A 23,740-nucleotide genomic window follows, 5' to 3' on the forward strand; every position below is an offset into this window, starting at 1 on the left:
CATGACCCCCAAAAAAACCGGCCCCGATGCGCAGGGGCATCCCACCGTCGCAGGTACGGTAGCCAAGCTGGACCCTGCTGACTCACCCGGCGCGGACTCCATGGCGGCCCTGCCTGCAGAGGTGGCGCAGGGCGGCTGGATCACCGTGCTTCTTGCTTTCATGATGTTTGTGACGCCGGCAATTGGCGTGCCTCATGAAGAAATGCTGCAGGACACGCTGAAATCCATGATGGTGTCGTTTTCGGCGATCAGTGCCGGCCTGATTTTCTTCTGGCAGCAGCGCCACCGGCGGGAGCCCCTGCGTTGGCATGCCCTCATGTGGTTACCCCTGTCGCTCATGTTTTACGCCCTGGCAAGCATGCGGTGGTCACACGCCTATCTCGGTGGCGTGGAGGCCATCCGGTGGTTCGTCTTCAGCCTGCTGCTGTGGCTGGGGCTCAATACCCTGTCAAGGGACCGGTTGCCTCATTTGGCCCTGGGGATTCATGCGGGCGCCCTCGTGGCTTCGCTCTGGACCGCACTTCAGTTCTGGTTTGATTTCACTTATTTTCCGCAAGGCCCGAATCCAGCGTCCACTTTTGTCAACCGCAACTTTTTTGCCGAATTTGCGGTCTGCACCATTCCTTTCTCCTTCTATCTATTGATGCGGGCACGGAACTCGCTGCAAATATCCCTGCTGTCCTTGACCAACGGCTTTGTCGTCGTGGCGCTCATGATGACAGGGACGCGTGGGGCCTTGATGGCGTTATGGCTGCTGCTGATCTTCGTACTGCCGCTCATCGCCATGCGCTACCGCCGGCAACTGGCGATTTCTTCGTGGCACCTCGGCCAGAAATTGTTGGCATGCGGGCTTCTGGCGGCCACCGTCCTCGCTTTGGGTTTGATCCAGACCGGTAATCCGAAACTGACAGCAGAGGCCCGGGGCAACACGGCTTTCGAGCGGGCCTTCAAGCGTACGGCAACAATTTCCGTCGATGACAATTCCTTGGGCGTGCGCTTTGTGATGTGGAAAGCGACATCGCGGATCATCCAGGCTCATCCGCTAAGAGGCGTTGGCGCCGGCGCCTGGGAAGTGGATGTTCCGCTGTACCAGGTCGATGGCACGCAACTTGAAACCGACTATTACGTCCACAACGAGATCCTTCAGTTGCTGGCCGAATACGGCCTGGTGGGCTGGATGTTCCTGCTGGCCCTTCTTGGCTATCTCAGCATCGCCGCGTGGAAAACGCTCAGAAACCGGGGATTCGGGTGGTTGCAAGAGGCCCCGGAACGTGCGCTTGTCCTGTCCAGCTTGCTGGCGCTTTTGATCGTCAGCAATATCGGTTTTCCCTGGCGCATGGCCACTACCGACGCAATCTTTGCACTGGCGCTGGGGTTCCTGACTGCTTCCGACGCCCGCCTGGGCGTTCAAGGCAAGTTTGCCGCCCAACAACTTTCCTGGAAGCCTGTGTACTCGAAGTTGCTGGGCATCACTTTAATGTTTTGCCTCGCGCTGGCGATCTATATATCGCAACAGGCCGCCATGGCGGAAAGCCGGATCGTCAGGTCCGTCAGACTGGCACTAACCATCACGCAGTCCGGGGATGTCAACAACCCGCGCTGGAACGCCACCAAGCTGGAAATATTGGAGCTGGTCAAAGAAGGCACCCGCATCAATCCCCACTACCGCAAGCTGACGCCGATGGTGGCTGACGAATTGGCGCGCTGGGGCGACTGGCCAAACGCCGTCTGGATCTGGGAGTCTGTGGTGTCTTCGCGTCCGTACGTGGTGGCCCTGCTGACGAATATTGCCCGTGGGTATGCCCAGATGGGAGCCATGGACAAGGCTTTCGAATACCTGGAGCGCAGCAAGAACCTCCAGCCGAAAGCGGCTTCAGTCCGATCGCTGGAAGTCGTCCTGCTGAGCCGGTCGGGGAGAACGGCAGAGGCCCAAAAGCTGGCCAAACAATACCTGGCAGAAGGTATTTATGACTATGACCTCCTGGATGCCGGGTGGGTACTGGGTGTGAAAAACGGCGACTTGGATCTGGCCATCCAGAGCATGGAACTGCGTAACAAAAGCTTTCCTGACCAGCAGGTCGACGGGCTGGTCAAACTGGGCTACCTCTATGCCATCCGGAAAAAAGATGACGCGAAGGCGTTGATGTTCTACAAGGCGGCCATGGCCGCATCACCCGAAAAAGACAAGGAAGCCACGCGTCAGCGTATTCCCCCCGACTACCGGTCCAGGCTCTGAGAAGCGGGTGCGGCTTTCTGCCATTGAACAGTGAACCGGTGCGAAACGGGATACGCCGGCTGATGGTGATGGCTGGACTCTTCAGCTGACGGGCTCACGTACGTATGCTCCTCGACCTGGACATCCCATCGCGTTGACAGATCGGCTGGATCTGCTGCTGCCAGCAGCACGGTGCTGCTCCGTGTGCCGTACGCATGGTCCGGAAAATCCACAAAGGCACTGGACAGAGCTTCTTCCAGCGCCAACGGCACACCGGTGGCTGGAAGGTCTTCGCGCGGCGCGCGCTGGCGATTACCCAGAGCTGACCACAGCGATGCCTGAAGCTCCGTTGCTTCCAGGCCTGAGCTCGCCATCAGCGCGGCGTGGAGGGAGCGTTTGAGTTCCAGGGTTTTGGGCCACGGCGTATCCAGTGCCGCATTGGACAACCCATAGAGACCTGGTGGCAGAGCCTGAAGATGCAGGCTTGAAGCGCCAGACACCACGGCCGGCTTGTTCGTCACCCAGGCCCAGACGTTCCGCTGAAAATCGCCAACCACCAGGTTAAAGCCTGCGTAGTCCGCGCCTTCTTCTTCGAGGGCTGAAGCAAAACCTGCCGCATCATCGCGGCTTTCCAGCCAACGTGTTACCAGTTCCCCCCGTGAGCGAGCTCCGGTATCCGCACGGGCTCCGCGCACATTGGTGAGAAAAGCGATCCTGCCGCCCGGAGTCATGCCCATCCAGGTGCCGCCGGCACGCAAGTCGCGGCCTGAGAGGACTTCTTGCCCCGAAGCGGTTTGCCAGCGGGCCAGCGGCAGCGTCGGCCGGTCCAGGAATTCATCGCGGTTGGCCGCAATCAGGAGCGGCCAACGCTCCGACACGCCAATGGCAAACGCGATCAGGCACATGTCATGAGCCCCACGCCCCAGTGCCGCGCATCAGATGTCTTCGAGCAGCGCGTAGGGCAGGGGAAGCAGGCTCAGGGACTCGCCCGTGGCGCTTCCCAGTGTCAACCGGCCATCTCCGGCATCGGCGGCGGCAGAGGTTTGCATCGATACGATGGCGTCAAAGCCGCCAGCAGGATTGGCAGCTGCCGCGGCGACCAGCCCGCAAGGCTGTCCTGCGTCCGAGGCGTGAAACACCTCCTGGCCCACGGTTGGTGTTCCGGCGGTATGGACAAGGTATGCGCGCCGTTTGAGCGTGCCGCGGAACTGGCTGCGCGCAACGATTTCCTGGCCCGGGTAGCAACCCTTTTTGAAGTTCACCCCTCCGACGGATTCGTAATTCAGCATTTGCGGCACAAAGGCCTCAAAGATGGGCTGCGTGATCATCGCGATACCGGACTGCACGTCCAGCCAATGCCACAAGGCGCTGTCGATGCGTGGGCCTTCGGGAGCGGGTGAAGCGGCAGGTGCGCACCAGATCGCACGCGGCTGGCCCGCGCCGGGCTGCAAAAACACCATATTTGCATCACAAAAATCGGCTTTTGACCATACAGGACGAGCGCCACCAGCTATCGAATCCATAGCAGATCCGGTGACGCCGTAGAGCGCAAATTCGGCGCTGGCATCGGTCAGTCTGGCCTTGGCACGCAGCACAAACATCGACAGGCGCTTGAGTGTGGCGGGCAGGATGTCGCGGCTGCACAGCAGCAGCGCGTCCTGGCCGGCATCGCTGCTGCGCTTGAACACCACAAAACTGGCCTGCATCCGGCCCTTGGCATTGCAGAAAGCCGCCAGGCGCGCTTCGCCGGCCCCCATCTGGGCCACGTCCTGGGTCAGCTGGCCCTGCAAAAACGTGACGGCATCTTCACCGGAGGCACGGATGACACCCAGGTGCGCAAGTTCGGTGATGCCGGAAATCAGGTGAGCGGCAGGAGGCAGGGTCATGGGGCGTTCACATTCGATGAGGAGATGGGCTGAATTATCATAGGCTCGAGGTTTTGTGTTCTGTACAGAAAAGGTAGCTGGGTTGTGCGTCGTGTCTTTACAAGTCTGTTGATACTGGTATTTGCCGGCACCCTGCTGTTGTTTGGCGCGGGTTTGTGGTGGCTGCACGAGCCGATTCCCCTGCGGCTGGCCCCCGGCAGCCAGGTCGTAGACCTTGAAATCGAGCCCGGCACGCCCGCCAGCGGCGTGGCCGAGGTCATCGTGGCCAGCGGCGCCGATGTCCCGGCCCTGTTGCTCCATGCCTGGTTTCGCTTTTCGGGCCAGGCCCGGCTCATCAAGGCCGGCAGCTACGAGCTGGTGCCCGGCACCACGCCGCAAAAGCTGCTCGCCATGCTGGTGCGCGGCGATCAAGCCCTCAAAAGCGTCACGCTGGTGGAAGGCTGGACCTTCAATCAGGTGCGCGCTGCGCTACAAAAAGCAGAGCAGCTTGCGCCCGACACGCTTGGCCTGGCGCCCGAAGTCATCATGCAAAAGCTGGGAAGGCCGGGTGTGCACCCCGAGGGCCGTTTTTTCCCCGACACCTACACCTACGCCAAGGGTTCCAGCGACCTGGCCGTGCTCAAGCGCGCGTCACGGGCCATGGACAAGCGGCTGGACGCTGCCTGGGCGCTGCGAAACCCCGACACACCGCTGAAAACCCCTGACGAGGCCCTGATCCTGGCCAGCATCGTCGAAAAGGAAACCGGCAAGCCGTCGGACCGCTCCCAGATCGGCGGCGTTTTCACCAACCGGCTGCGCCTGGGCATGCTGCTGCAGACCGACCCCACCGTGATTTACGGGCTCGGCGACAAGTTCGACGGCAACCTGCGAAAACGCGACCTGCTGACTGACACGCCCTACAACACCTACACCCGCGCCGGTCTGCCGCCCACCCCCATCGCCATGCCGGGCAAAGCTGCCTTGCTGGCCGCCGTGCAGCCGGCACCGACCAAGGCCATTTATTTTGTGGCGCGCGGCGACGGCACCAGCCATTTCAGCAGCAGCCTGGATGAGCACAACCGTGCGGTGAACAAATATATAAGAGGCCAGTAATAACTATGGCCCCCACGCTTGTCGCTTCGCGTACTGCGCTGCCCCCCGAGGGGGCGCTGCGCCTGCGGCCCGGCAAAGCCGGTTCCGCGGCCCTGGCTTGCGTGTCACTTTCGCTCAGTTGGCGGCTTGGCGTTACGCGAATGACATCATGAGTAATAGACCTCTGAGCGGCCTTTTCATCAGCTTCGAAGGCATAGACGGTGCCGGCAAGTCCACGCACATTGCCGGGCTGGCCGATGCCTTCAAGGCCGAGGGCAGGGCGGTGACGCTGACACGAGAACCCGGGGGTACGCCGCTGGCCGAAAAACTGCGCGCCATGGTCCTCAATGACGCCATGGACCCGCTGACCGAAGCCTTGCTGATTTTTGCCGCACGGCGCGACCACCTGGTGAACGTGATTGCACCGGCGCTGCTGCGCGGTGACGTGGTGCTGTGCGACCGTTTCACCGACGCCACTTTTGCCTACCAGGGGGCAGGGCGCGGTTTTGACCTGAAGCTGCTCTCAACGCTGGAGCGTTGGGTTCAATCCGACGAAGGGCTGCTGGGCGACCCCGCCGGCAATTCACCCATGAAGCCCGAGGTGGAAACCGTGATCGAGCCGCATTTGACGGTATGGTTTGACCTGGCGCCTGAAGAAGCGGCCCGGCGGCTGACGGGCGCGCGACTGCCCGACAAATTCGAGGCGCAGCCGGTGGCATTTTTCCGCCGCGTGGCGCAAGGCTACGCGGACCGGCAGAAAAATCATCCGGAACGTTTCGCCCGCATTGACGCATCAAAAAGCCGCGATGAAGTCTGGCAGGCCGTGAAGCAGGTGTTTATTGCCAAAGGCTGGTTGTCATGAGCGTTCTGGATACTTTGCCGGCGACAGCCGGATCCAGCAACCCGCGCCTGGCGCCGTGGCTCCAGGCGCAACTTGAAAGCCTGCTGGCCCAGCGCGGCCATGCGTGGCTCCTGAGCGGACCTTCGGGTTTGGGGCAGTTTGAACTGGCGCTGGCACTGGCGCGGGCCTGGCTTTGCGAAGAAGCCACGCCGCAGGGGGCCTGCGGGCACTGCGGCAGTTGCCACGCGGTAGATGTACACACGCATGCGGACCTTTGCATGCTGATGCCCGAAACCCTGTCGCTGGCGCTCGGCTGGCCGCTCGACGAAAAGACGCAGGACGACCTGGACAGCAAGAAACGCAAGCCCAGCAAGGAAATCAAGGTCGATGCGGCGCGCGAAGCCGTGTCTTTCACCCAGTTCACACGGTCACGCGGCACCACCAAGGTGGTGCTGGTGTTCCCGGCCGAGCGCATGAACAACGTCACGGCCAATACCCTGCTAAAGACACTGGAAGAGCCTCCAGGCGCCGTCAAGTTCATCCTGGCCACCGAGGCCGCGCACCAGTTGCTGCCCACCATCCGGAGCCGGTGCCTGGGCCACACCATGGTCTGGCCGGACTTTGACCAGGCTCTGGGCTGGCTCCAGCAGGAAATCACGCTGGCAGGTGACAGCGCCGGTAGCACCAAAAAAGCCGTGGCAGCGCCAAAAGCCGCCGAATTGCAAACCTTGCTGGTGGCCGCGGGCGGACGACCCGCCGACGCGCTGAGCTGGGCGCAGAACAACCCGCCCGCGGAAGCTGCCCAACATTGGCAGGCCCTGCCCAAAGCCATGGCGCGCGGCGACGTGAGCGCGCTGTCGGACTGGGCGCCAGCGCAGGCTGTGGATGCATTGCAAAAGCTTTGCCACGATGTGCTGGCTGTGCGCATGGGTGCGGCGCCGCGGTTTTTTCACGCGGGCGACCTGCCAGCAGCCCTTCCCGCTGCGGCCGGCAAGACGGGTGGCGGGCTTTACGCCCTTGCAAGCTGGTCCAAAGAGCTGGCGGCCATTGCCCGCACGGTGGAACACCCCTACAACCCGGGCCTGATGCTTGAATCGCTGGTAAGCCGGGCCCGCACAGCGCTGAATGCGAAATAAACCCAAACCGTTTCTTTTATGCTGCAATTGCAGACGCCTTCGCAGGCAAACCGATAAACTAGCGCCATGAGCACACCACCGCCCGCCAGTTCGGCCGCCACCGCCCGCCCCAGCGTTGTCCAGCTGGCCATCAAGGAAAAAGCAGCGCTTTATGCCGCCTACATTCCCTTGTTCACGGAAGGCGGCGTTTTCATTCCGACTGCACGCGACTACAAGCTGGGCGACGACGTCTACGTCCTGCTGACGCTTCCCGAAGATACGCAGCGCTATCCGGTGGCCGGCAAAGTGGCCTGGGTCACACCCGCAAGGGCGGCCGGCAACCGCACGCAAGGCGTCGGCGTCCGGTTCCCGTCGGACGATAAATCCCGTCTCCTGAAGATCAAGATTGAAGAAATCCTCGGCGCCCACCTGGCGTCCGACCGCCCCACACAGACCATTTAGGCCCTGCTGGCCACGGCCGGCCACATCGGCAAGCGCCGTGGTTGCTATGGTATTTATACCTGCTTGCGCAAGACCAATAAGGCTTGCAGCCTTTTTTGATACCTAACTTTGTACCGCGATGTTCACTGACTCCCATTGCCATTTGAGCTTTCCGGAGCTTCAGGCCCAATTGCCGCAAATCCGCCAGGCCATGCAGGCCGCCCAGGTTGACCGGGCGCTGTGCATCTGCACCACCCTGGAAGAGTTCGAAACTGTTCATGGATTGGCCACGGCCTACGACAATTTCTGGGCAACCGTCGGCGTGCATCCCGACAACGAAGATGTCCGAGAGCCCAGCCTGGACGACCTGCTGACACGCGCCAGCCTGCCCAAAGTGGTCGGCATTGGCGAGACCGGGCTCGACTATTACCGGCTGGGTGACCGGACCGTAGCGGACATGGAATGGCAGCGGGAGCGGTTTCGCGTGCACATCCGGGCAGCTCGCCAGACCGGCAAGCCCCTGGTGATTCATACCCGCAGTGCTTCCGACGACACCATCGCCTTGTTGAAGGAGGAGGGCGGTAGCGCTGGAGAAGCGGGCCGCGCCACTGGAGTTTTTCACTGCTTTACCGAAACCCAGGCGGTGGCTCGCGCTGCGCTTGACCTCGGGTTTTACATCTCTTTTTCCGGCATCCTGACCTTCAAGAATGCGGCGGATTTGCGGGAGGTGGCCCGATTTGTCCCCCTGGACCGCATGCTGATTGAGACCGACAGCCCCTACCTCGCGCCCATGCCGTACCGCGGGAAAACCAATAATCCTTCGTATGTTCCCCTGGTGGCCAAGCAGATCGCGGAGCTCACCCAACAACCCATCCAGGCCATTGCAGAGGCCACCAGCCGCAATTTCGAGCAGCTTTTCAGCGGGGTTAAAGCATGAAAAATAACCTCATAAATTACTTTAAGAAAGCAATTATTGCCGTTGTTTTTTATGGGATTTCTTCGGCAAATGCAGGGTCGTACGATGATTTTTTCATCGCCGTCAAGCGCGATGATCCCCGCACTATTCAGGCACTGCTGCAGCGGGGGTTTGATCCCAACACACCTGACCCAAAAGGCGAGCGTGGGCTCTTTCTCGCGCTGAAGGAGCCATCGCTCAGAGTAGCGCAGGTATTGGTTGACTGGCCCAAGACCGACGTCAACACCCTCAACGACAAGGGCGAAAGCGCGCTCATGCTGGCTGCCCTCAAGAACCATCAGGGCCTGGCTGAGAAGCTGGTCAAACAGGGCGCCGACGTCAACAAGACCGGCTGGACGCCGCTGCATTACGCCGCCAGCGGCGGGCACCTGGGCATCATCAGCCTGCTGCTGGAAAATAGCGCCTATATTGATGCCGAGTCTCCCAACGGCACCACGCCGCTGATGATGGCCGCCATGTATGGCACCACGGAAGCAGTGCGTCTTCTCCTGGAGGAGGGCGCCGACCCGCAACTCAAAAACCAGCTGGGTTTGACAGCCTTGCAGTTTGCCGAGCAAGGCAACCGGCCTGACGCCGCAGCAGCGATCGTTGCAGCCATTCGCGCAAAAAGGCCTGCCGGAACCTGGTGAGTCGACCTGCCTGACACCAGATTTGATCTCAAGAGAGGTAGGGGAAAGTTGTGGTCCGATGTGGCGGCGCCGTCCGACTTGACGCAACCCACATAAGACATATGCTTTAAGCCACGTCTCTGATCCGGAGCGTGCAGGAGAAACTCATGACCTCTTTGAAATGCGCAATGGCGCTGTCCTTAACGGCCTTGGCCGCGCCAGCCATGGCGTGCTACACCGTTTATAACCCCAGCAACCAGATCCTTTATTCCGGTGAGGCGCCGCCCATAGACATGAGCTACCAGATCCACGAAAAGCTGCCCGCCGTCTTTCCCAGTGGCCATCTGATTTTTGACACGAGCAACAATTGCCCATCGATAGACGTACGCCGTGCCGTACCGCAACTCACTAATGTCGCGCTTGTATCGGCCGCACCCGCTCCCAGGCAAGCACGTCAGATGACGCGCGCCCAGCGCGAACGCGCGCTCGATTCCCAGACGAAATGAGCACGAGCAGTACGCCGCTTTAGTTTGAAGCTGGCTACGCAGCGAACTGCTGAAAAACATCACCCATTGAGGCGTGCGGTGCGCTTCACTTCACAGGCCTCATGTGATCGGCGAGGCAAAGATACCTTTGCGGCACCTGCAATGTTCTACGATGTATAAAACGAGCCCGTTATGAAAACTCTGTCTCATAATCGCTGTTGAAATCACACCACGATCTTTGTGATGTTAAGCAAACCCTCCCCTAATTGGAGGGTTTTTTTATGCCCGAGCGATTCAGCCGATGAATAGTAATTCGAGGGAAGGCAGAAGAATCAAGTCTAATAGCTAAACAGCCGCCTATCGGCCCGATGCCGACATCGAAACTAGTCGTATTAATTATCAATGAAGCCCCTCAATTTCATCGCCTTTTGCCTCATGGCCTCGACGTTTAGTGTAGTTCTTGCCGCACCGTTCGACGGTACATGGACGATTGATCTGCGTTCTCCGGCAGAGAAGAGTTCGAAGGCTGAGTGCGGCATCGCGATGTTTGTGTTGAAGCAAGACGGAACACGCGTGACCGGCGACCATCAGATGGCTACCGTCGGCTGCGGCAGGCTGAATGAGGGCGGCGAGGATACTGTTGAAGGCACGGCACGCGGTAACAGCGCCGAACTCACCGTGACGAGTGGTAGAAACGGACAGATCGTGCGCGGTAGGGCAACCCGCATTGGAAACTCTCTGCGATGGAAAGTCACGGAAGAAGTGAAGCCTGGTGAACCTGAAGGCGATTCCGGGCTGATCTTGTGGCGAGGTACTCTTAAGCGAAACCGGCACTAACGCCTATTGGCCAGAAGCGGATATAGGACTAAAGATGAGGATCGGCCCCAGGCTCATGCATCGAATTGAGCCGCACCATGACGCGACGGACATCGAGACCCTGCGAAAGTTGCTACAGGGCGCCCCGGGCGTTGTACGAGTCCTATCGATGCAACCGCATCACAAGGGAGGCTTCAGCACGTCAATCGACTTAGATGAAAGCCTTCTCGATCAATTCATAACCCATGTAGATGAAGCGGGTTGGATGAGTGTGCTCTAACGGCATTGGCGTCCGCTTTGGGCCCGAGGCTGCCATCCGGCGACTCGCAAGAATTCCACGATATGTATTATGTTAAATGATAAATACAGCCAATCAGAGTGGTAGTTACCTTTGGCTAAAAAGCACAGCGATTACGTAAACCTACATCCAAACACGACGTAATCTTGCTCCTTTCGGTGTTTTGACAGTTTCAGCGAAAAGTATGCGGTTTACGTTTTTGGCTGACCGTCGATTGGCTGAAGCTCTGCGGCTTGAGCTAGGCCTGGGGTGTGACCCAGATGTCCCGGGTACAGGCAAGTACCGCCGCTAGTTGACGCATTTTCTGCCAGGTTGCCTTGCGAGGCACACCGCTTTCCAACTCCAACTCAGCCGCGGCCGCCGACAGCACGCTCAACGGAGCCTCGTCGAGCAAGGCCCGCAGTTGCGCAATGTGCTTGGGAGGAATGGTGCCGGTGATCAATGAGTGGCGTAGTGTCTCAGGCGGTATCGGCTCGCCGTAGCTGATGCCGCCAGAACGTGCGGCTACATTGAGCGCGGTGCCAGGTTGTTCATCTGATTTTGATCTGCGGACACCTGTCACTCCCAATCCGAAACCCAACACGTTAACTAGGCGCTCGGTGCGCGTGAGGCTTAGATTGGCGAGCTTTCCGGCTTCAAGCGCATTGATCGTGGCGCGTGATAGCCCGGCCAGCTCTGCAAGACGTTCCTGGCTGAAACCCATTTCGAATCTCTGGCGTTTTACGATATCGGCGAGCTCACTAAGTATCGGCATGCCAGCACCGTAGCAGCCCATTCTCAAATTGTCAAATATATCCATCTTTTCATTGAGCAATATATGAGAGATTCAGAAGTTTGGCTGGTCCATTGGAGCGCCCTGCTCACCTCGCCCCCTCCTTTGAGGCCATGCAAAGCTGGAGCCTAGCTCGCCTTTACATGCCGCAGCAGGACACGCAGTTCCTTTAAAACCCCTTCAACAAGCGCATCTGCGCCCTTGGAATGCGGGTGGCCGGCGTATGCCAGCGTTAGCAGAGTTAAAGGGTGGACATCCAAGACTTCTGCCAGGGCATCGACTTTCACCAGCGTCGGGCTTTTCATTCCTCTTTCCAAGCTACTGACGTAGGTTCTGCTGGAGACCAGGCTGAAAGCTTCCTGAGAAAGGCCGCGAGCAGTGCGAGTCACCTTCAGGGCTTCTGAGAATTTGTTCTTGTGTTGTGCTTTGCGGACCATCCCGCCATTAGTAATTTTCGAGCCCTATAGAGCTACAATCTATAGGATTCATCTTTACTAACATGTTCGTTACTTACAAAGAGCACAAGGCACCACTGAACCCTTTTGGGGATGGATTGACTCATTGGCGGGCTGCGGAGCTTGCCCTCCAGCGGCCGTGGTTCCTTGTATCGATCAGTCAATCAGATTCCATTGACGATGACTCCTTCCGAGTCAGCCGCACGATGCTGATGTCGAACATTTCGGACGTGGAAGCATTGACGCAGCTGGATGTGGCAAGCCCGCTCCAGCTTGACTCGGTATTCATCGTCACCCCAGGTCACTTCAACGGCACTAGCCAATGGAAGATGGAGCCTTTGCGGGCGGTTTGGAGGGCTGAGGAGCCGTCAGCGCTTGGGCAGTTAGCTGACATATATGAGACGGCAGAGGGGGTGACGTATGCCGATTCAATGCTCGCCACACCCCTCAAGCGGTTGCGGAAAAAAGTCCTCCATCACACCTTTCCCCAGCAGTAACAGACCTGCACCGCCATATCGGGCCCCCTTTCGTACCTTCGGGTCTTTGGGTGCTTGCCCGAGTTCAATGCAATCTCCTCTCCCCTACAGATACCTCATGAAAAAATCACCCAAGAACCTTTTTGCCGCTGCCCTATTGGCTGCTGCGTCGTTTTCAGCCACAGCCCAGGAGCTGTACATCTCCGGCAGTACTGAACACCGAGCATCAGCCGACGTGGTGACTGGCAGGCCGCAAGTTGCAACCATGACGGCCGGCGGCTACCAAATCTGGCTGCCTGGCGAGGGTTGGACGCTACTGTCTGCGACGCCGTCCAAAGGCTTGCTGAATAAGGACAACTCGAGCATGGGCGAGTATGTTGTGAGTCGAACTAACTTTGTGCGTATTGAGCAAGGCGTAGTGCGTGACGTTCAAAGCGTGCGGGTGTCCCACGCAGAGAACAAGAAGCACACTTCCTGGACGAACCCAACCCCGTGCGGCGGAGGCGCCGGCGCGCAGGACATCTACGGCGTCGTGCTGAGTGCTGAACAACCGACGTTCACCCGCGGCACCAATTGCGCGTTTGTCTCCGTTAACAAATATCTGTCTGGCGCGACCCCCGACATCACGCAACCCCAAAATGCGGCACCTCTTCAGAAACAAGCTATTCGTGTTGGTGTTCTGCGAGATGGCATGTACTCGAAGAAGCTTGACGTGACCTTTGACATTTTTCCGGACTCCGAGGGCTTCACGGGTGGCTGGAGCAAAGCGGAGATTGCCGCTGATCCCGCCAAGAGCCAATTCATTGCCCACCTCCAGAGCTGGGTGAAAACCCTTCAGGCTGCGGTCGACCAGGCGTATGAGGGAAGGCCTGATGCCTATAAAGGAATGGTGAGCTGGCGTGTTGGCGCCATGCTTCCAAAGCAGTAGTTCAAAGTCATCCCAGGTTTGGGGAGCTCAAAGTGCTGTGAAAACCACTGGTGACGTTGTTTTGTTCTGTGGCGACCCGCACGGGAGGTTCGACCACATCCTGCAAGCCGCGGATGAGCTGCGCGCATCAGCCGTCATATTGCTGGGGGATATGGAGCCGGTGCGTCCGCTACACGAGGAGTTGGCTCCGATTGCCGACAAGCTCTGGTACATCCACGGCAACCACGACACCGACAGCGAGCGCAATTGGAACCACCTCTGGGGCAGCAAACTGGCAGACAAAAACCTCCACGGCCGGGTGGTGCCTTTGCCCAATGGTCTCCGGATAGCCGGCTTAGGTGGTGTATTCCGGGAAAGCGTCTGGTATCCCAGCCTGCCTACATCGCCAAAATTCCGCAATCGCCAAGAGCATGTCCAGGCTACGCCCCAGCAGGACCAGTGGCAGGGCGGCGTGCCGCGCAAACACTGGTCAAGCATTTATCCAGACGACCTGGATCGTCTGTCCCTGATGCAGGCCGACATTCTCATTACGCACGAAGCGCCGGGTTATCACAACAACGGCTTTGAAATCCTGGACACCCTGGCGCAAAGCATGGGTGCCAAGGTGACAGTGCATGGGCACCACCACGATAATCTGGATAGCTCCGACGGATGGGGTCAGCAAGGCTTCAGGAGTTTCGGCGTTGGCTTGCGGGGTATTACCGCCATCAACGCGGACGGAAACGCCACCGTGATCGTCCCCGGCGAGCTGGATGCGCAGCGGGACTTCCGGCAAAAATACCTGGACGTTTTCAAGAACGCGCCGCCATGAGCCCGATTCTCTTTCTTGACTTCGACGGGGTGCTGCATCCGGAGCCGCTCATGGCTAAAAAAAAACTGTCTCAGCTCCCTCTCGTGGAAGCAATCCTGCGGGACTTCCCTTCCGTCGAAATCGTCATTTCCTCAGACTGGCGCCTCGATTGGTTCAATGAAGGTGAAGCGGTTGCTGTATCGAACATGCGCCGGCATTTTTCCCCAGACATCGCCTCACGGGTCATCGGAGTCACGCCATTTTTAGGCCGGCGTGAATCGCGAGGTCTGGCTCCGCTGCCCTACCCGCGCGAGGCCGAATGCCTGAAATGGCTTAAATCGAATCGGCCAGCCTGGACTCCATGGATGGCTTTAGATGACCGCGCCTGGTGGTTCTCACCCGGCAGCATCAACCTTATGCCGATCAATAAAGGCGTCGGATTCATCCCGTCCGATGAAGATTTGTTCCGCGAGCACCTGACGCGGATCACGAGACAACCGATGGACACCAGTAAGGAATATATGACCCTGTTTCTTGACTTCGATGGCGTCCTCCATCCAGACGTTTGCGATAGGGAGAGCAGGTTTTGTAACCGCGATCGGCTCCAGAAAATCCTGCGTGATTTCCCGGAAGTCGACATCGTGTTGACAACAACCTGGCGCCTTCGCTTTCCATTGGACTCTGCAGGCGACACCCTGAAGCATTATTTTTCTTACGACATATCAGAGCGCATCGTCGGAGTCACGCCTGACTCCAAGGATCTGGACCCTCGACAGTTTCCGGATGGCCTGGACCTCTACCCGCGGGAATGGGAGTGCATTGCCTGGTTGCGTGCCAACCGGCCTTATAGCCAGCGCTGGCTGGCCTTGGACGACAAGGCGTTTCTGTTTCGTCCTTTCAACAAGAACCTGATGGTCGTCGATGCAGCGACGGGGTTTGTCGGCGCGGACGAAAGTCGATTGCGCCAGCTGCTGCGGGAGCGTATCCAATGAAAATCCTGCTCCTGTCCGACCGCGGTGCAATTTCAGATGGGGGACAAGGAGAAAATTTTTCAGGAGCTTGTGAAAAAGGGACACCTGAGGGTGCCGCGACCGGCAAGGTCGAGTTTCCCTCAAGGTAACTGAAGCTGCGGCACTTTCGAGATGGTAACGGAAAGCTTGTATTCGCACAGCTCAACGTCCCTGATGCTGGCGCAAGCCAGGCGAAGGTCCTCAGAAATGGCGCGGCAAACGATGATGCCGCGCACGCGCTGGCCAGGCTCGGCTAGCTCCTTACGAACCCAGTTCATATACCGCAGCAGCTGGCCAACAACGCGGTCATAGCCACGCGAGACTTTTAGTTCCAGAACAACAAAGGCTCCGGCCTGGTCCACAGCCAGGATGTCAATGCGCCGGCCGCCGCCCGCCTCAAACTCTATGCCGCGAATGTCTTCATCCTCATAGAGTCGTAACCCGGGCTCGATGCACCCAAGGTTTTCAGCCAGGTAACGCTGCAGGTCTTTCTCAAGGAGAAATTCCGAAGAGCCCGGTGCTGCGGTTTCCCCTTCTTCCTCCTCGTCAACCTGGGCGGCCGCCTCCTGACGAGCCACATCGCCCTCAACCATTTCGCGAATGGGCGCCGGGTCTGTTMCAGGTTCATAGAGGCGAAATTGACCCGAATCGACCTTGAACAAAATGTCGTCGGTTTCGTTTGTGGCCGGATGATGAAGCCGACTGCGATCGTTCGTCGCCGCCTGGACCAGGTGCGCGCGAATGCTTCCCGCCTTCAGCCTTGGATAATTCTTGGCGAACCAATCGACGGCTCGGGCCGTCGTGAATACTTGACCAGGCCTGAGGCCCCAGTCTTTGAGCATGTCTTTGAGCAGTGCCCGCGTGGGTTTGTCGTAGATTGTTCGCGCCATATCGGCTTCCAAAATGAATGCCCCTGCCGCACCGCAGAGATAATCCAAGGGTACCCGAGGTACGTGGAGATGAGTTCCGCTTGAACGAACAAAAGTAAATGTTGTTCTCCCCTGCCCTTTGATAACAAAGACCAAGCATTGCAAGGTCTTTGGCTACCTTCTCCATCGAGCTCCTTATCATTTGTCTCGCAAGAACTGTGAAAGCATATGTCCCATTTTTCGTGCCTTTGTTTGAAGGTACGGAGAAGAATCGGGCGTGGCCTGAATCTCCAGACTTTCACGTACTACCTCGATTCCGTGGGTTGCGAGCCCTTCAATCTTTCGAGGGTTGTTTGTTAGAAGGCGAATGCGCGTAATGTTCATATAGCGAAGCACATAAGCCGCCCGCGAGTATTCGCGAGGATCTTGAGGCACGCCCAGGCGCGCGTAGGCATCTGAAGTGTCGAGGCCGTGGGTGCGTCCTAGCTCGAGGCCGAGCGTCTTCGTGAACAATCCGGCGCCGCGGCCATCGCATAGAACATAGATGAGAAGGCCTCCGTCGTGCTGTATGCGTGCGAGACTCGTTTCAAGCTGCTCATGGCAGTCGCAATCAAGGCTTCGAAAAATCTCCGCTGTGTAACACGCGCTTTGTATGCGACAAATTGGTGGTTGCTTCGGTTCTCGAAGTTTAGAAAGACAAAGGACATTGTCCTCTTCGTGAGGACCCCACGCGAAGCAGTGAAATTCAAAATCCCCGTACGCGGTGTTTAGATGTGTGGATGCGACGTTAGGCGTTTGCTGCTGGGTCATTCTCTACTTTTGTAGCCGCTGGTTTAGTCCCCACGGCCTCTGGGGTCGGAACGAGAGGAAGCCAGCGCTGGTGCGCATCCCATGCGACAGCACGCACGGCATCCGCAAGGAGCCTTGAGCGCTCCGTATCGTCGGTAGCGTATGGCCCTAGGTGATACTGATACTTATACACATGATCTTCAATTCGGCGCTGACAGTCGCGATATAGAGACCATAGACTTTGAGGCTTTCTCAGCTGAAGCCACGCTGTGCTGGCTGCAGCGGACAACGACAGTACCGACGGAACAATTTTCCCCAGGAACGCACCTTCTCCGAGAGTTACGAAGAGAGGGCTAACCAAGCTGCAAACCACTACTAGAGCAAAGCAGGCCAGCGACTCCGATTTATTGTGGTCCGATTTCCTTTTAAAACCCCGCAATGTATCGTCTGCGAATTGCAAGGCATCGGGTATTGCTCTGGGGAATGTCATTGGAGGCTTCCTGATTGTTGGGAACAAGTCGCCCTTGGAGCGATTTAGTGACCGAGTTAATTTATGCGAACCCTCTTGCTTACATCGTCAAATCTTCGAAGGGGTGTCATCGAAAGATCAATGGCCATTGACGATTGCTCTCCATGCTGACACTAATAACTATAGCCTGCGTCTCGCGCAGACTTGCAAGCACGTACGACGATTAGCAAGGGGAAACGGCGGCATGACCTCCTGGTCTGTTGCAACGCCGGTTAGGCTCCTCCCCTAATTGGAGGAGGATGAAAGGTTGGCCGTGGCGCATACTTCCAACTCGAAAGTAACAAAAAGTACAGGGACATTTTGCCGCTACGCCTCCGATTTATCCTGGACACAAACATCCTGATTCCTCTGCAGGACTCGTTCGTAGCCCTTGAGCCCAATCTTGCGAACTTTGTAAAGCTTGCCGGAGTTGGCGGGCATCAGCTCCTCTATCACCCCGCCTCAGAAGCTGACATCCGTCGCGATAAAGACGTTGCGCGCCGTACCCGCATGCTGGCAAGACTGAGGCAATACACGAAGCTTCAACCAGGCCCTCCTCCTCCCTGGAGCGCTCCGGGGATTAACGTCAACGATGCTTGCGACGATGAGATTCTCTATGCCTTAGAGAATGAAGCGGCGCACGCGCTGATTACGGAGGATCAGAAACTCCATGCCAAAGCCAAAGCGAGAGGACTTAGTTCTCGTGTGTATTTCATCCAATCAGCAGAGGATTGGCTTCGCCGACTACACGAACCCGCAAAAATACAGCTGCCCAACATTGAGGATGTTGAACTACACACGCTTACTGTTCAACTACCCAATCCTTTTTTCGACAGCTTACGCGCAGGGTACGCCGGCTTCGACGGATGGTTTAGAGCCAAAGCGCAAGAGGGTCGCCATGCATGGATCTACCGTGACGGCGGCAATCTTGCTGCGCTGTGTATATATGCCGTCCAACACGATGAGAAAATTACGGATAACGGCGAGCTACTAAATGGCTCGGCGCTGAAGCTTTGCACCTTCAAGGTAGGCGAGACAGCACGAGGGCGGAAAGTTGGCGAGCTATTCTTACGTGCAGCCTTTCGCTACGCCAGTGACCAGCGATGTGAGGCGATTTTCTTGCATGCAAATCCCGAGCGGCACGCTCACTTGATCGACCTTCTCGACGATTTTGGTTTTTTCGCAGTTGGAACCTACCGCGGCGACACCATGTACGTCAAGCGGCATCCGGTGAATCCTCCCCCACTCAATATCGATGCATTCGAGTACGTTAAGCGGTTCTATCCACACTACTTGAGCGGAATTGGGGTTCAGAAGTTCTTGGTTCCGATTCAGCCAAATTACCATCGGATTCTGTTTCCCGACTACGCCGTACCGGGTACATCGTTGCCTGCAGACCACCCACGCAYGCATGTGTCGAATGCGATGAAGTTGGCCTACCTTTCTCACGCTCCTAGCAATCAGGTTCATGCAGGCGATGTCGTGATTTTCTATCGCACACATGACTTAAAGGCCACCACCACGCTGGGTATCGTGGAATCATTTCATACGTCGAGTGACCCGGCTGAAATTGCGCGCTTGGTAAGTCGGCGAACGGTCTATTCGAAGCAAGAAATCGTTAACATGGCAAAACGACCGACGAAAGTCATGCTGTTCAGGCTTATAGAACATTTCCCAACTTCGGTCGATTACGATTGGCTGMGTAAAAATCGGGTCGTACGTGGCCCAATTCAATCTATCCTGAGAATTACTGATGAATCTTTTCGAGGAATCGTCCGAGCTGCCGGGCGGTAGAGCGGTACTTCTTTCTATCAAGCCGAAATATGCCGACCTGATCCTCGCCGGAAGCAAGCGGGTTGAGTTGCGGCGTAGCTGGCCCTCCAACGATATTGGTGTCATGGTTCTATACGCATCATCGCCAGTCCAGAGACTTGTCGGCATAGCTTACGTAGACCGGATTGAAGAAACTGACCCGAATGGGCTTTGGAAGCTTGCTGACGACTACGGTGGTGGCGTCACTCGCGAAGAGCTTGACGAGTACTTCGCCGGGAAAAAGACGGCGTTTGGGGTAATGATCGCTCGTACAAAAACTGCAGAAATTGCAATAAATCCTAAGGAATTATTCCCGAATTTTGTCCCCCCGCAATCTTTTCAATACCTGACGCCAAGAGAATTTCAACTCGTAATGCAAGCGATTTTCCCGAAACAAGAACCTTCATGAATATCTTTATTGCGGGCATACACGGCGTAGGGAAAACCTACCTTGCGTCCCTGTTCGCACCAGGCTCAGCCCTCCTGCACACCTCCGCCAGCAAGCTGATCAAGGAGGAGCGGACAATGGCCAACTGGGGCGTCGATAAATTGGTGTCGGACGTTGAAGGAAATCAGCTCGCACTGATTTCAGCGGTTCGTCGCCACAATGCCGATGGTCAGAAGCTTTTGCTGGATGGCCATTTTGTTTTGCTCGACGGCGCCGGTCAGATGGTGCCGCTGGAAATTCCCGTGTTCGAGGCGCTCAATCTCAGCGGAGTCGTACTGATTGAGGCGGATGCGCAAGTGGTGGTCGATCGAGTCAAGGCACGCGATACGAAGGTCCAATCCCTCGACCATGTCATGAAATTCATGGCTCTCGAAAAGGCACAGGCCGGCAAGATCTGCGCTTCGCTTCAAATCCCGTTGAGTGTTCTGGTCGCCCCGTCGATTGACGAATTTTCGACGGTAGTTTCCAGGTTTTCAGCGCCAAAAGTCTAGGGACCGGCGTTTGTACCCGGCCTCGCTCTCCAGTAAGACTCTTTTGGAGAATCAGTCGTTTAATTTCAAGTGCTTCGGCACCGATCAATGTTTGTAGCTACGTTCACAAGCTGGTGGCACAAAGACGATCCTGATCTCGGGATCATGAATACGATTAGTCATTCTCTTTCTCGTTATGAGCTCGCCCATCCCGACGGCATGCCGAATCTTAGAAATGATGCCTCGCTCACTGTTGCATTAGATTTCGGTGGTGCACACCGCGAATCACCGTACGAAACGATGGGCGTTCTTTTGGTCGGAAACGAATCCATCTTGAAATGGGCAGCTCAGCAAGAATCGGTTCGAATGAATCACTTGCCCGATTGGCGTCGGATGTCCTACAAAGGCCTGAATGATCGCCTGAAGTACGACGCTCTCCCGCATTTTTTAAAAGCCGCAGACTCGTTGAATGGCGTACTGCTTACCGTGCTCGTCGATAAACAACTGGGAAGTATCTTTTCTAATTCCGGTCGCCTCGCTCGTGAAGACGTTCCACTTGAAGCGCTCAAAAGTTGGCCAACTGCAACTGTGGAGAGGATGTTGAGAGCGACATATTTCATCGGTATCCTGCTGCGAGGTCTGAGCAGCCCGTATCAAAACCTTGTTTGGTTTCTCGACCATGACGACATCGTGGCAAACGAAAAGCGTCACAGAGAACTAGTCGAATGTTTTGGAGTGATAGCCGGGAACTGCCTACCGCACAGCCTCGGACACTGTCGAGTAGGTACCGCCGCCAGCGACAACGGAAACCGCCAAGTCGAGGATCTTATCGCCCTCCCCGACCTAGTGGTCGGAGCGCTTGCTGACGCCATACCGCAGATGGTAGCGAATGGCCTTCTATCTGGACGATTAGCCGTGGCGCCACCTGCAATGAAGCCCAAAGCTAAGTTCTTGCTGGACTGGTTTTCGAAGAATACAACTCCTCTTAAGCGTCTGGTTCTTGTGCTCGATCAAGCGCCTGATTCGAAGAAATGCCGCATTACTACTTTGAGGATGCACGGCTCCAACGACCGCTGATATTTCTTTTTCTCCAAATTTGGAGCTACCAGATGAACAAGCCCAAAGCCAGTTCCAATCTCCCGACGGATCTCATACCAGAGGTTTATCAAGGGCGTGAGCAAGCACTCGTAAAACATCGCCTGCTGGAGAGTTACCTGCAAAAGCTCGTCCTCATTATTGGCGCCAGCGCGCGTCGCGCTGGACGCGTCGAGATTTGTTATGTAGATTGCTTTGCCGGACCATGGGGTGCAGTCAATTCCGATTTGAAAGGAACGTCGATCGCAGTAGCGGTAGAGACGCTCGCTGAATGTAGATTGAAGTTGGCGAGTCTCGGTGTGACCGCCACGATGCGCGCGCTGTTTGTAGAAAGTGACGCCACAGCTTTCGGACGGCTCCAAGCATATCTTGAAAAAACCGCACCCGCGTCAGTAAAATGCGAGGCCCGTTTCGGTGATTTTGTGGGGTTTAGACAAGACATTTTGAATTGGTGTGGACGCGATGCATTCACCTTCTTTTTCATTGATCCTAAGGGATGGAAGGAGGTCGGCATAGAAACACTCCGACCTTTGATCTGTCGACCCCGCTCCGAGTTTCTCATTAACTTCATGTATGGATTTATCAATCGCGCGGTATCGATGAAGGATCAAGAGGTAGCAATGACGACATTGCTCGGAGAACTGCTCAAACTTGATCCCGACCTATCGCCTGACGAACGAGAGGACCGAATCCTTGGGACTTATAGAAAAAATCTTAAGAGTTGCGTAGTCCTTGCAGGAGGAGCGTCCAGGCCACGGACGGCATATGTGCGGGTTCTCGATCCTCAAAAAGAACGACCCAAATATCATCTGGTTTATCTAACATCTCATCCTAAGGGCGTCATCGAATTCATGACCCTGTCGGAGAGTATCGATTTAATTCAGAAGCGAGTGCGTGCCGTGAAGCGGGATAGCGCTCGCTTGGAAAAAACTGGCACGCCTGACATGTTTGGCCCGGAGAGTCACATTGATTCGCTTGATGGCCATACCAGCGATTACGATGTGGATCTTTTTTGGAGAAATCATCTTGATGCTGGCGAAAAAAAAATTGGGATAAGCGAATTCGCAGACATTCTTGAATCGACCGATTGGTTCGCCAGTGATCTGCAAGCGTCCCTGGTTAGATTGATCAAGTCAGGGGAAATTGTGAACCTCGACAGCAAAAAACTGCGCCCAATAAAGCCCTTACATTTTGAGGTGTGTGAACGGCTTCAACTCGTACGTTAAGTGTTCTCGCGGTAGGCTTTAAGGAATTAGGGATTGACCTCGATCGTCGTGCTTGGCAGTGAAAATATAGTGCGTTGCGCAGCGCTCAGTACGTCGCCGGCTTTTAACGACTGTCCTTTACTACGTATCGTTCCATTGAGTGCCCTTGCACGAATCTCCCCTTGGCGGATTGATTGGTCTAGCGCCCCTCGAATCATGTCTGCGGTTGCCGGTGTTGAACTGCCTATCGATTCAAGCAATTCTCCGAACTGCATTGGCTTGTCGGCGTCATAGACTAAAGGGATAAGTTTCGTTGTCAAGCCAGAGTGGCAACGTTGAGCGGCAAGCGAATCGAAATGATGCGCCTCTCCCAAATCAATCGATTCTTGTCGCGTAGCACGGCTATCGCTGCTGGTGCGATAACCTAGTGTGAACAGATCAGGTTCTAGATAGTGGGAGAAGTGATTGGCGTGCTCCCAGTGCAACTCCATCATCACGTCGCGCGCCTTAAAGTTGTTGGATAGATGAACCAACCAGTAGGTCCAGGCGGTATTGCCCATGGGAGTGATGTAGAAGATAGTGTAGTGTCGCGCACCACTTGTCTTTACCAATCCATCCGCGAGGTAGCGCTGGATAGTAGACCGCCATATCGTCGGCGAGGCAGTTTTTAGCGAATCGATTAACTTCCAGTCGATAAAACTGCCAAGTCCGATTTCTTCAAGTTTGGTACGACTTTTCTCTTTGTCACTAAGGAAGGTAATCAGGGAATCAACATTGAAAGTCAGCAAAACTTCTGCGCCCTTGACTTCGGAAAAGATGGTTCGCAGCAGTTGCGCCGGTACTTGGTCATATGCATACTGATCGAGAAGGAATATCGCTCGCCTTCCGCCCTCTCGTGCACAGATACTTTGAATGATGGGACTGACTTTTTCTTGAAATGACCCATTGAGTAAGACCACGTCAGAGCCAATTCGACTCGGTCCAATTTGACTGGTGAGCAAGCCACTCAGGTAATCGAAATTCGACTTTAACTTTTCCACAAAATAGTACTTGGCGTCGATACGTCGCGGCTTGTTGCGCCCAACGTTCAGCAGTGCTTCTTGATCACGTACTGTATTCAAGGCAATAAGCGGGGAGCCTTCATGAATGGCGCCACCAGCTTGCGCCGTGTACTCCCCTCCGCCGGCGAACCCATCTACGATTGACAACGTGAGTTTTTCGATCCGCACGTTACTCATGAGCACCTGGATGTAGCGCGCCAAATAGTCACGTACGATTTGATGCTTAATCAGGCTGTGATTGTCAACCGTAGGCGGGCTGCTGCCCAAATGCCAGCTGTACTTATCGGCTTTTTTGACCAT

General features: G+C 56.5%; 27 protein-coding genes. 19 read left to right on the top strand and 8 right to left on the bottom strand.

Annotated features, from left to right (window positions below; genetic code table 11):
- The first annotated feature begins 1 nt into the window (after position 1).
- Complete coding sequence (locus ACXJKE_RS12525) at positions 2-2,236, top strand: O-antigen ligase family protein (protein WP_457280889.1); 2,235 nt, start codon at positions 2-4, stop codon at positions 2,234-2,236.
- On the opposite strand, the gene ACXJKE_RS12530 is transcribed toward ACXJKE_RS12525, so the two are convergent.
- Together ACXJKE_RS12530 and ygfZ are read right to left on the bottom strand one after the other, a co-directional pair.
- Positions 2,218-3,120, bottom strand: coding sequence for an NRDE family protein (locus tag ACXJKE_RS12530; protein ID WP_457280890.1), 903 nt, complete (start codon positions 3,118-3,120; stop codon positions 2,218-2,220). The genes ACXJKE_RS12525 and ACXJKE_RS12530 overlap by 19 nt on opposite strands.
- 30 nt (positions 3,121-3,150) lie before the next feature.
- The gene (gene ygfZ / locus ACXJKE_RS12535; RefSeq protein ID WP_457280891.1) at positions 3,151-4,101 is read right to left on the bottom strand and encodes a CAF17-like 4Fe-4S cluster assembly/insertion protein YgfZ; all 951 of its coding nucleotides are present in this window, start codon (positions 4,099-4,101) and stop codon (positions 3,151-3,153) included.
- A gap of 84 nt (positions 4,102-4,185) precedes the next feature.
- Between ygfZ and mltG the strand changes: the two genes are divergently transcribed.
- From mltG to ACXJKE_RS12575, 8 genes are all read left to right on the top strand, one after another.
- On the top strand, positions 4,186-5,193 hold the full coding sequence (gene mltG, locus ACXJKE_RS12540; protein ID WP_457280892.1) for an endolytic transglycosylase MltG: 1,008 nt from the start codon (positions 4,186-4,188) through the stop codon (positions 5,191-5,193).
- Positions 5,194-5,341: 148 nt separating this feature from the next.
- Positions 5,342-6,034, top strand: coding sequence for a dTMP kinase (gene tmk, locus ACXJKE_RS12545; protein ID WP_457280893.1), 693 nt, complete (start codon positions 5,342-5,344; stop codon positions 6,032-6,034).
- On the top strand, positions 6,031-7,149 hold the full coding sequence (locus tag ACXJKE_RS12550) for a DNA polymerase III subunit delta' (protein ID WP_457280894.1): 1,119 nt from the start codon (positions 6,031-6,033) through the stop codon (positions 7,147-7,149). The genes tmk and ACXJKE_RS12550 overlap by 4 nt, the downstream gene beginning before the upstream one ends.
- Before the next feature lie 66 nt (positions 7,150-7,215).
- Positions 7,216-7,590 carry a PilZ domain-containing protein gene (locus tag ACXJKE_RS12555; RefSeq protein WP_457280895.1) on the top strand — a complete coding sequence of 125 codons (375 nt, stop codon included), beginning with the start codon at positions 7,216-7,218 and terminating at the stop codon, positions 7,588-7,590.
- 118 nt (positions 7,591-7,708) lie between these two features.
- Positions 7,709-8,506, top strand: a complete 798-nt coding sequence (locus ACXJKE_RS12560) for a TatD family hydrolase (protein WP_457280896.1) — start codon at positions 7,709-7,711, stop codon at positions 8,504-8,506.
- Complete coding sequence (locus tag ACXJKE_RS12565; RefSeq protein WP_457280897.1) at positions 8,503-9,174, top strand: ankyrin repeat domain-containing protein; 672 nt, start codon at positions 8,503-8,505, stop codon at positions 9,172-9,174. The genes ACXJKE_RS12560 and ACXJKE_RS12565 overlap by 4 nt, the downstream gene beginning before the upstream one ends.
- A gap of 146 nt (positions 9,175-9,320) precedes the next feature.
- Positions 9,321-9,659 carry a hypothetical protein gene (locus ACXJKE_RS12570; protein ID WP_457280898.1) on the top strand — a complete coding sequence of 113 codons (339 nt, stop codon included), beginning with the start codon at positions 9,321-9,323 and terminating at the stop codon, positions 9,657-9,659.
- Between the two features lie 381 nt (positions 9,660-10,040).
- A complete protein-coding gene (locus tag ACXJKE_RS12575; protein ID WP_457280899.1) occupies positions 10,041-10,475 on the top strand; it encodes a hypothetical protein in 435 nt (144 codons plus the stop codon).
- 515 nt (positions 10,476-10,990) lie between these two features.
- On the opposite strand, the gene ACXJKE_RS12580 is transcribed toward ACXJKE_RS12575, so the two are convergent.
- Together ACXJKE_RS12580 and ACXJKE_RS12585 are read right to left on the bottom strand one after the other, a co-directional pair.
- Positions 10,991-11,551: a helix-turn-helix transcriptional regulator gene (locus ACXJKE_RS12580; protein ID WP_457280900.1), complete on the bottom strand. Its 561-nt coding sequence runs from the start codon at positions 11,549-11,551 to the stop codon at positions 10,991-10,993.
- A gap of 101 nt (positions 11,552-11,652) precedes the next feature.
- Positions 11,653-11,961, bottom strand: coding sequence for a helix-turn-helix domain-containing protein (locus ACXJKE_RS12585; protein ID WP_457280901.1), 309 nt, complete (start codon positions 11,959-11,961; stop codon positions 11,653-11,655).
- A 62-nt stretch (positions 11,962-12,023) separates the two neighbouring features.
- Here ACXJKE_RS12585 and ACXJKE_RS12590 point away from each other — a divergent pair, with 62 nt between their 5' ends.
- From ACXJKE_RS12590 to ACXJKE_RS12610, 5 genes are all read left to right on the top strand, one after another.
- Positions 12,024-12,476: a hypothetical protein gene (locus ACXJKE_RS12590; protein WP_457280902.1), complete on the top strand. Its 453-nt coding sequence runs from the start codon at positions 12,024-12,026 to the stop codon at positions 12,474-12,476.
- 97 nt (positions 12,477-12,573) lie between these two features.
- Positions 12,574-13,383: a hypothetical protein gene (locus ACXJKE_RS12595; protein ID WP_457280903.1), complete on the top strand. Its 810-nt coding sequence runs from the start codon at positions 12,574-12,576 to the stop codon at positions 13,381-13,383.
- A gap of 37 nt (positions 13,384-13,420) precedes the next feature.
- A complete protein-coding gene (locus ACXJKE_RS12600; RefSeq protein WP_457280904.1) occupies positions 13,421-14,194 on the top strand; it encodes a metallophosphoesterase family protein in 774 nt (257 codons plus the stop codon).
- Entirely contained in the window at positions 14,191-15,165 is a 975-nt protein-coding gene (locus ACXJKE_RS12605; RefSeq protein ID WP_457280905.1) for an HAD domain-containing protein, read from the top strand. The genes ACXJKE_RS12600 and ACXJKE_RS12605 overlap by 4 nt, the downstream gene beginning before the upstream one ends.
- Positions 15,162-15,293 (top strand): hypothetical protein, encoded by a 132-nt coding sequence (locus tag ACXJKE_RS12610; protein WP_457280906.1) that lies wholly within the window; start codon positions 15,162-15,164, stop codon positions 15,291-15,293. Before ACXJKE_RS12605 ends, ACXJKE_RS12610 begins: the two co-directional genes overlap by 4 nt.
- On the opposite strand, the gene ACXJKE_RS12615 is transcribed toward ACXJKE_RS12610, so the two are convergent.
- The 3 genes from ACXJKE_RS12615 to ACXJKE_RS12625 form a co-directional block, all read right to left on the bottom strand.
- Entirely contained in the window at positions 15,285-16,121 is an 837-nt protein-coding gene (locus ACXJKE_RS12615; RefSeq protein ID WP_457280907.1) for an endonuclease NucS domain-containing protein, read from the bottom strand. The genes ACXJKE_RS12610 and ACXJKE_RS12615 overlap by 9 nt on opposite strands.
- A 129-nt stretch (positions 16,122-16,250) precedes the next feature.
- The gene (locus tag ACXJKE_RS12620; RefSeq protein ID WP_457280908.1) at positions 16,251-16,862 is read right to left on the bottom strand and encodes a GTP cyclohydrolase II; all 612 of its coding nucleotides are present in this window, start codon (positions 16,860-16,862) and stop codon (positions 16,251-16,253) included.
- Complete coding sequence (locus tag ACXJKE_RS12625) at positions 16,840-17,331, bottom strand: DUF4231 domain-containing protein (RefSeq protein WP_457280909.1); 492 nt, start codon at positions 17,329-17,331, stop codon at positions 16,840-16,842. Before ACXJKE_RS12625 ends, ACXJKE_RS12620 begins: the two co-directional genes overlap by 23 nt.
- Positions 17,332-17,670: 339 nt before the next feature.
- Between ACXJKE_RS12625 and ACXJKE_RS12630 the strand changes: the two genes are divergently transcribed.
- The 5 genes from ACXJKE_RS12630 to tcmP all read left to right on the top strand — a co-directional run bounded on the left by ACXJKE_RS12630 (position 17,671) and on the right by tcmP (position 22,400).
- Positions 17,671-19,143, top strand: coding sequence for a GNAT family N-acetyltransferase (locus tag ACXJKE_RS12630; RefSeq protein WP_457280910.1), 1,473 nt, complete (start codon positions 17,671-17,673; stop codon positions 19,141-19,143).
- Entirely contained in the window at positions 19,103-19,570 is a 468-nt protein-coding gene (locus ACXJKE_RS12635; protein WP_457280911.1) for an ASCH domain-containing protein, read from the top strand. The genes ACXJKE_RS12630 and ACXJKE_RS12635 overlap by 41 nt, the downstream gene beginning before the upstream one ends.
- Positions 19,567-20,100 (top strand): ATP-binding protein, encoded by a 534-nt coding sequence (locus tag ACXJKE_RS12640; RefSeq protein WP_457280912.1) that lies wholly within the window; start codon positions 19,567-19,569, stop codon positions 20,098-20,100. Before ACXJKE_RS12635 ends, ACXJKE_RS12640 begins: the two co-directional genes overlap by 4 nt.
- An 87-nt stretch (positions 20,101-20,187) precedes the next feature.
- A complete protein-coding gene (locus ACXJKE_RS12645; RefSeq protein ID WP_457280913.1) occupies positions 20,188-21,156 on the top strand; it encodes a hypothetical protein in 969 nt (322 codons plus the stop codon).
- A 32-nt stretch (positions 21,157-21,188) separates the two neighbouring features.
- Positions 21,189-22,400 carry a three-Cys-motif partner protein TcmP gene (gene tcmP / locus ACXJKE_RS12650; RefSeq protein WP_457280914.1) on the top strand — a complete coding sequence of 404 codons (1,212 nt, stop codon included), beginning with the start codon at positions 21,189-21,191 and terminating at the stop codon, positions 22,398-22,400.
- 26 nt (positions 22,401-22,426) lie between these two features.
- Here tcmP and ACXJKE_RS12655 read toward each other — a convergent pair whose 3' ends face one another.
- Positions 22,427-23,740 (bottom strand): three-Cys-motif partner protein TcmP, encoded by a 1,314-nt coding sequence (locus ACXJKE_RS12655; RefSeq protein ID WP_457280915.1) that lies wholly within the window; start codon positions 23,738-23,740, stop codon positions 22,427-22,429.

Source organism: Polaromonas sp. P5_D5, from assembly GCF_054049435.1.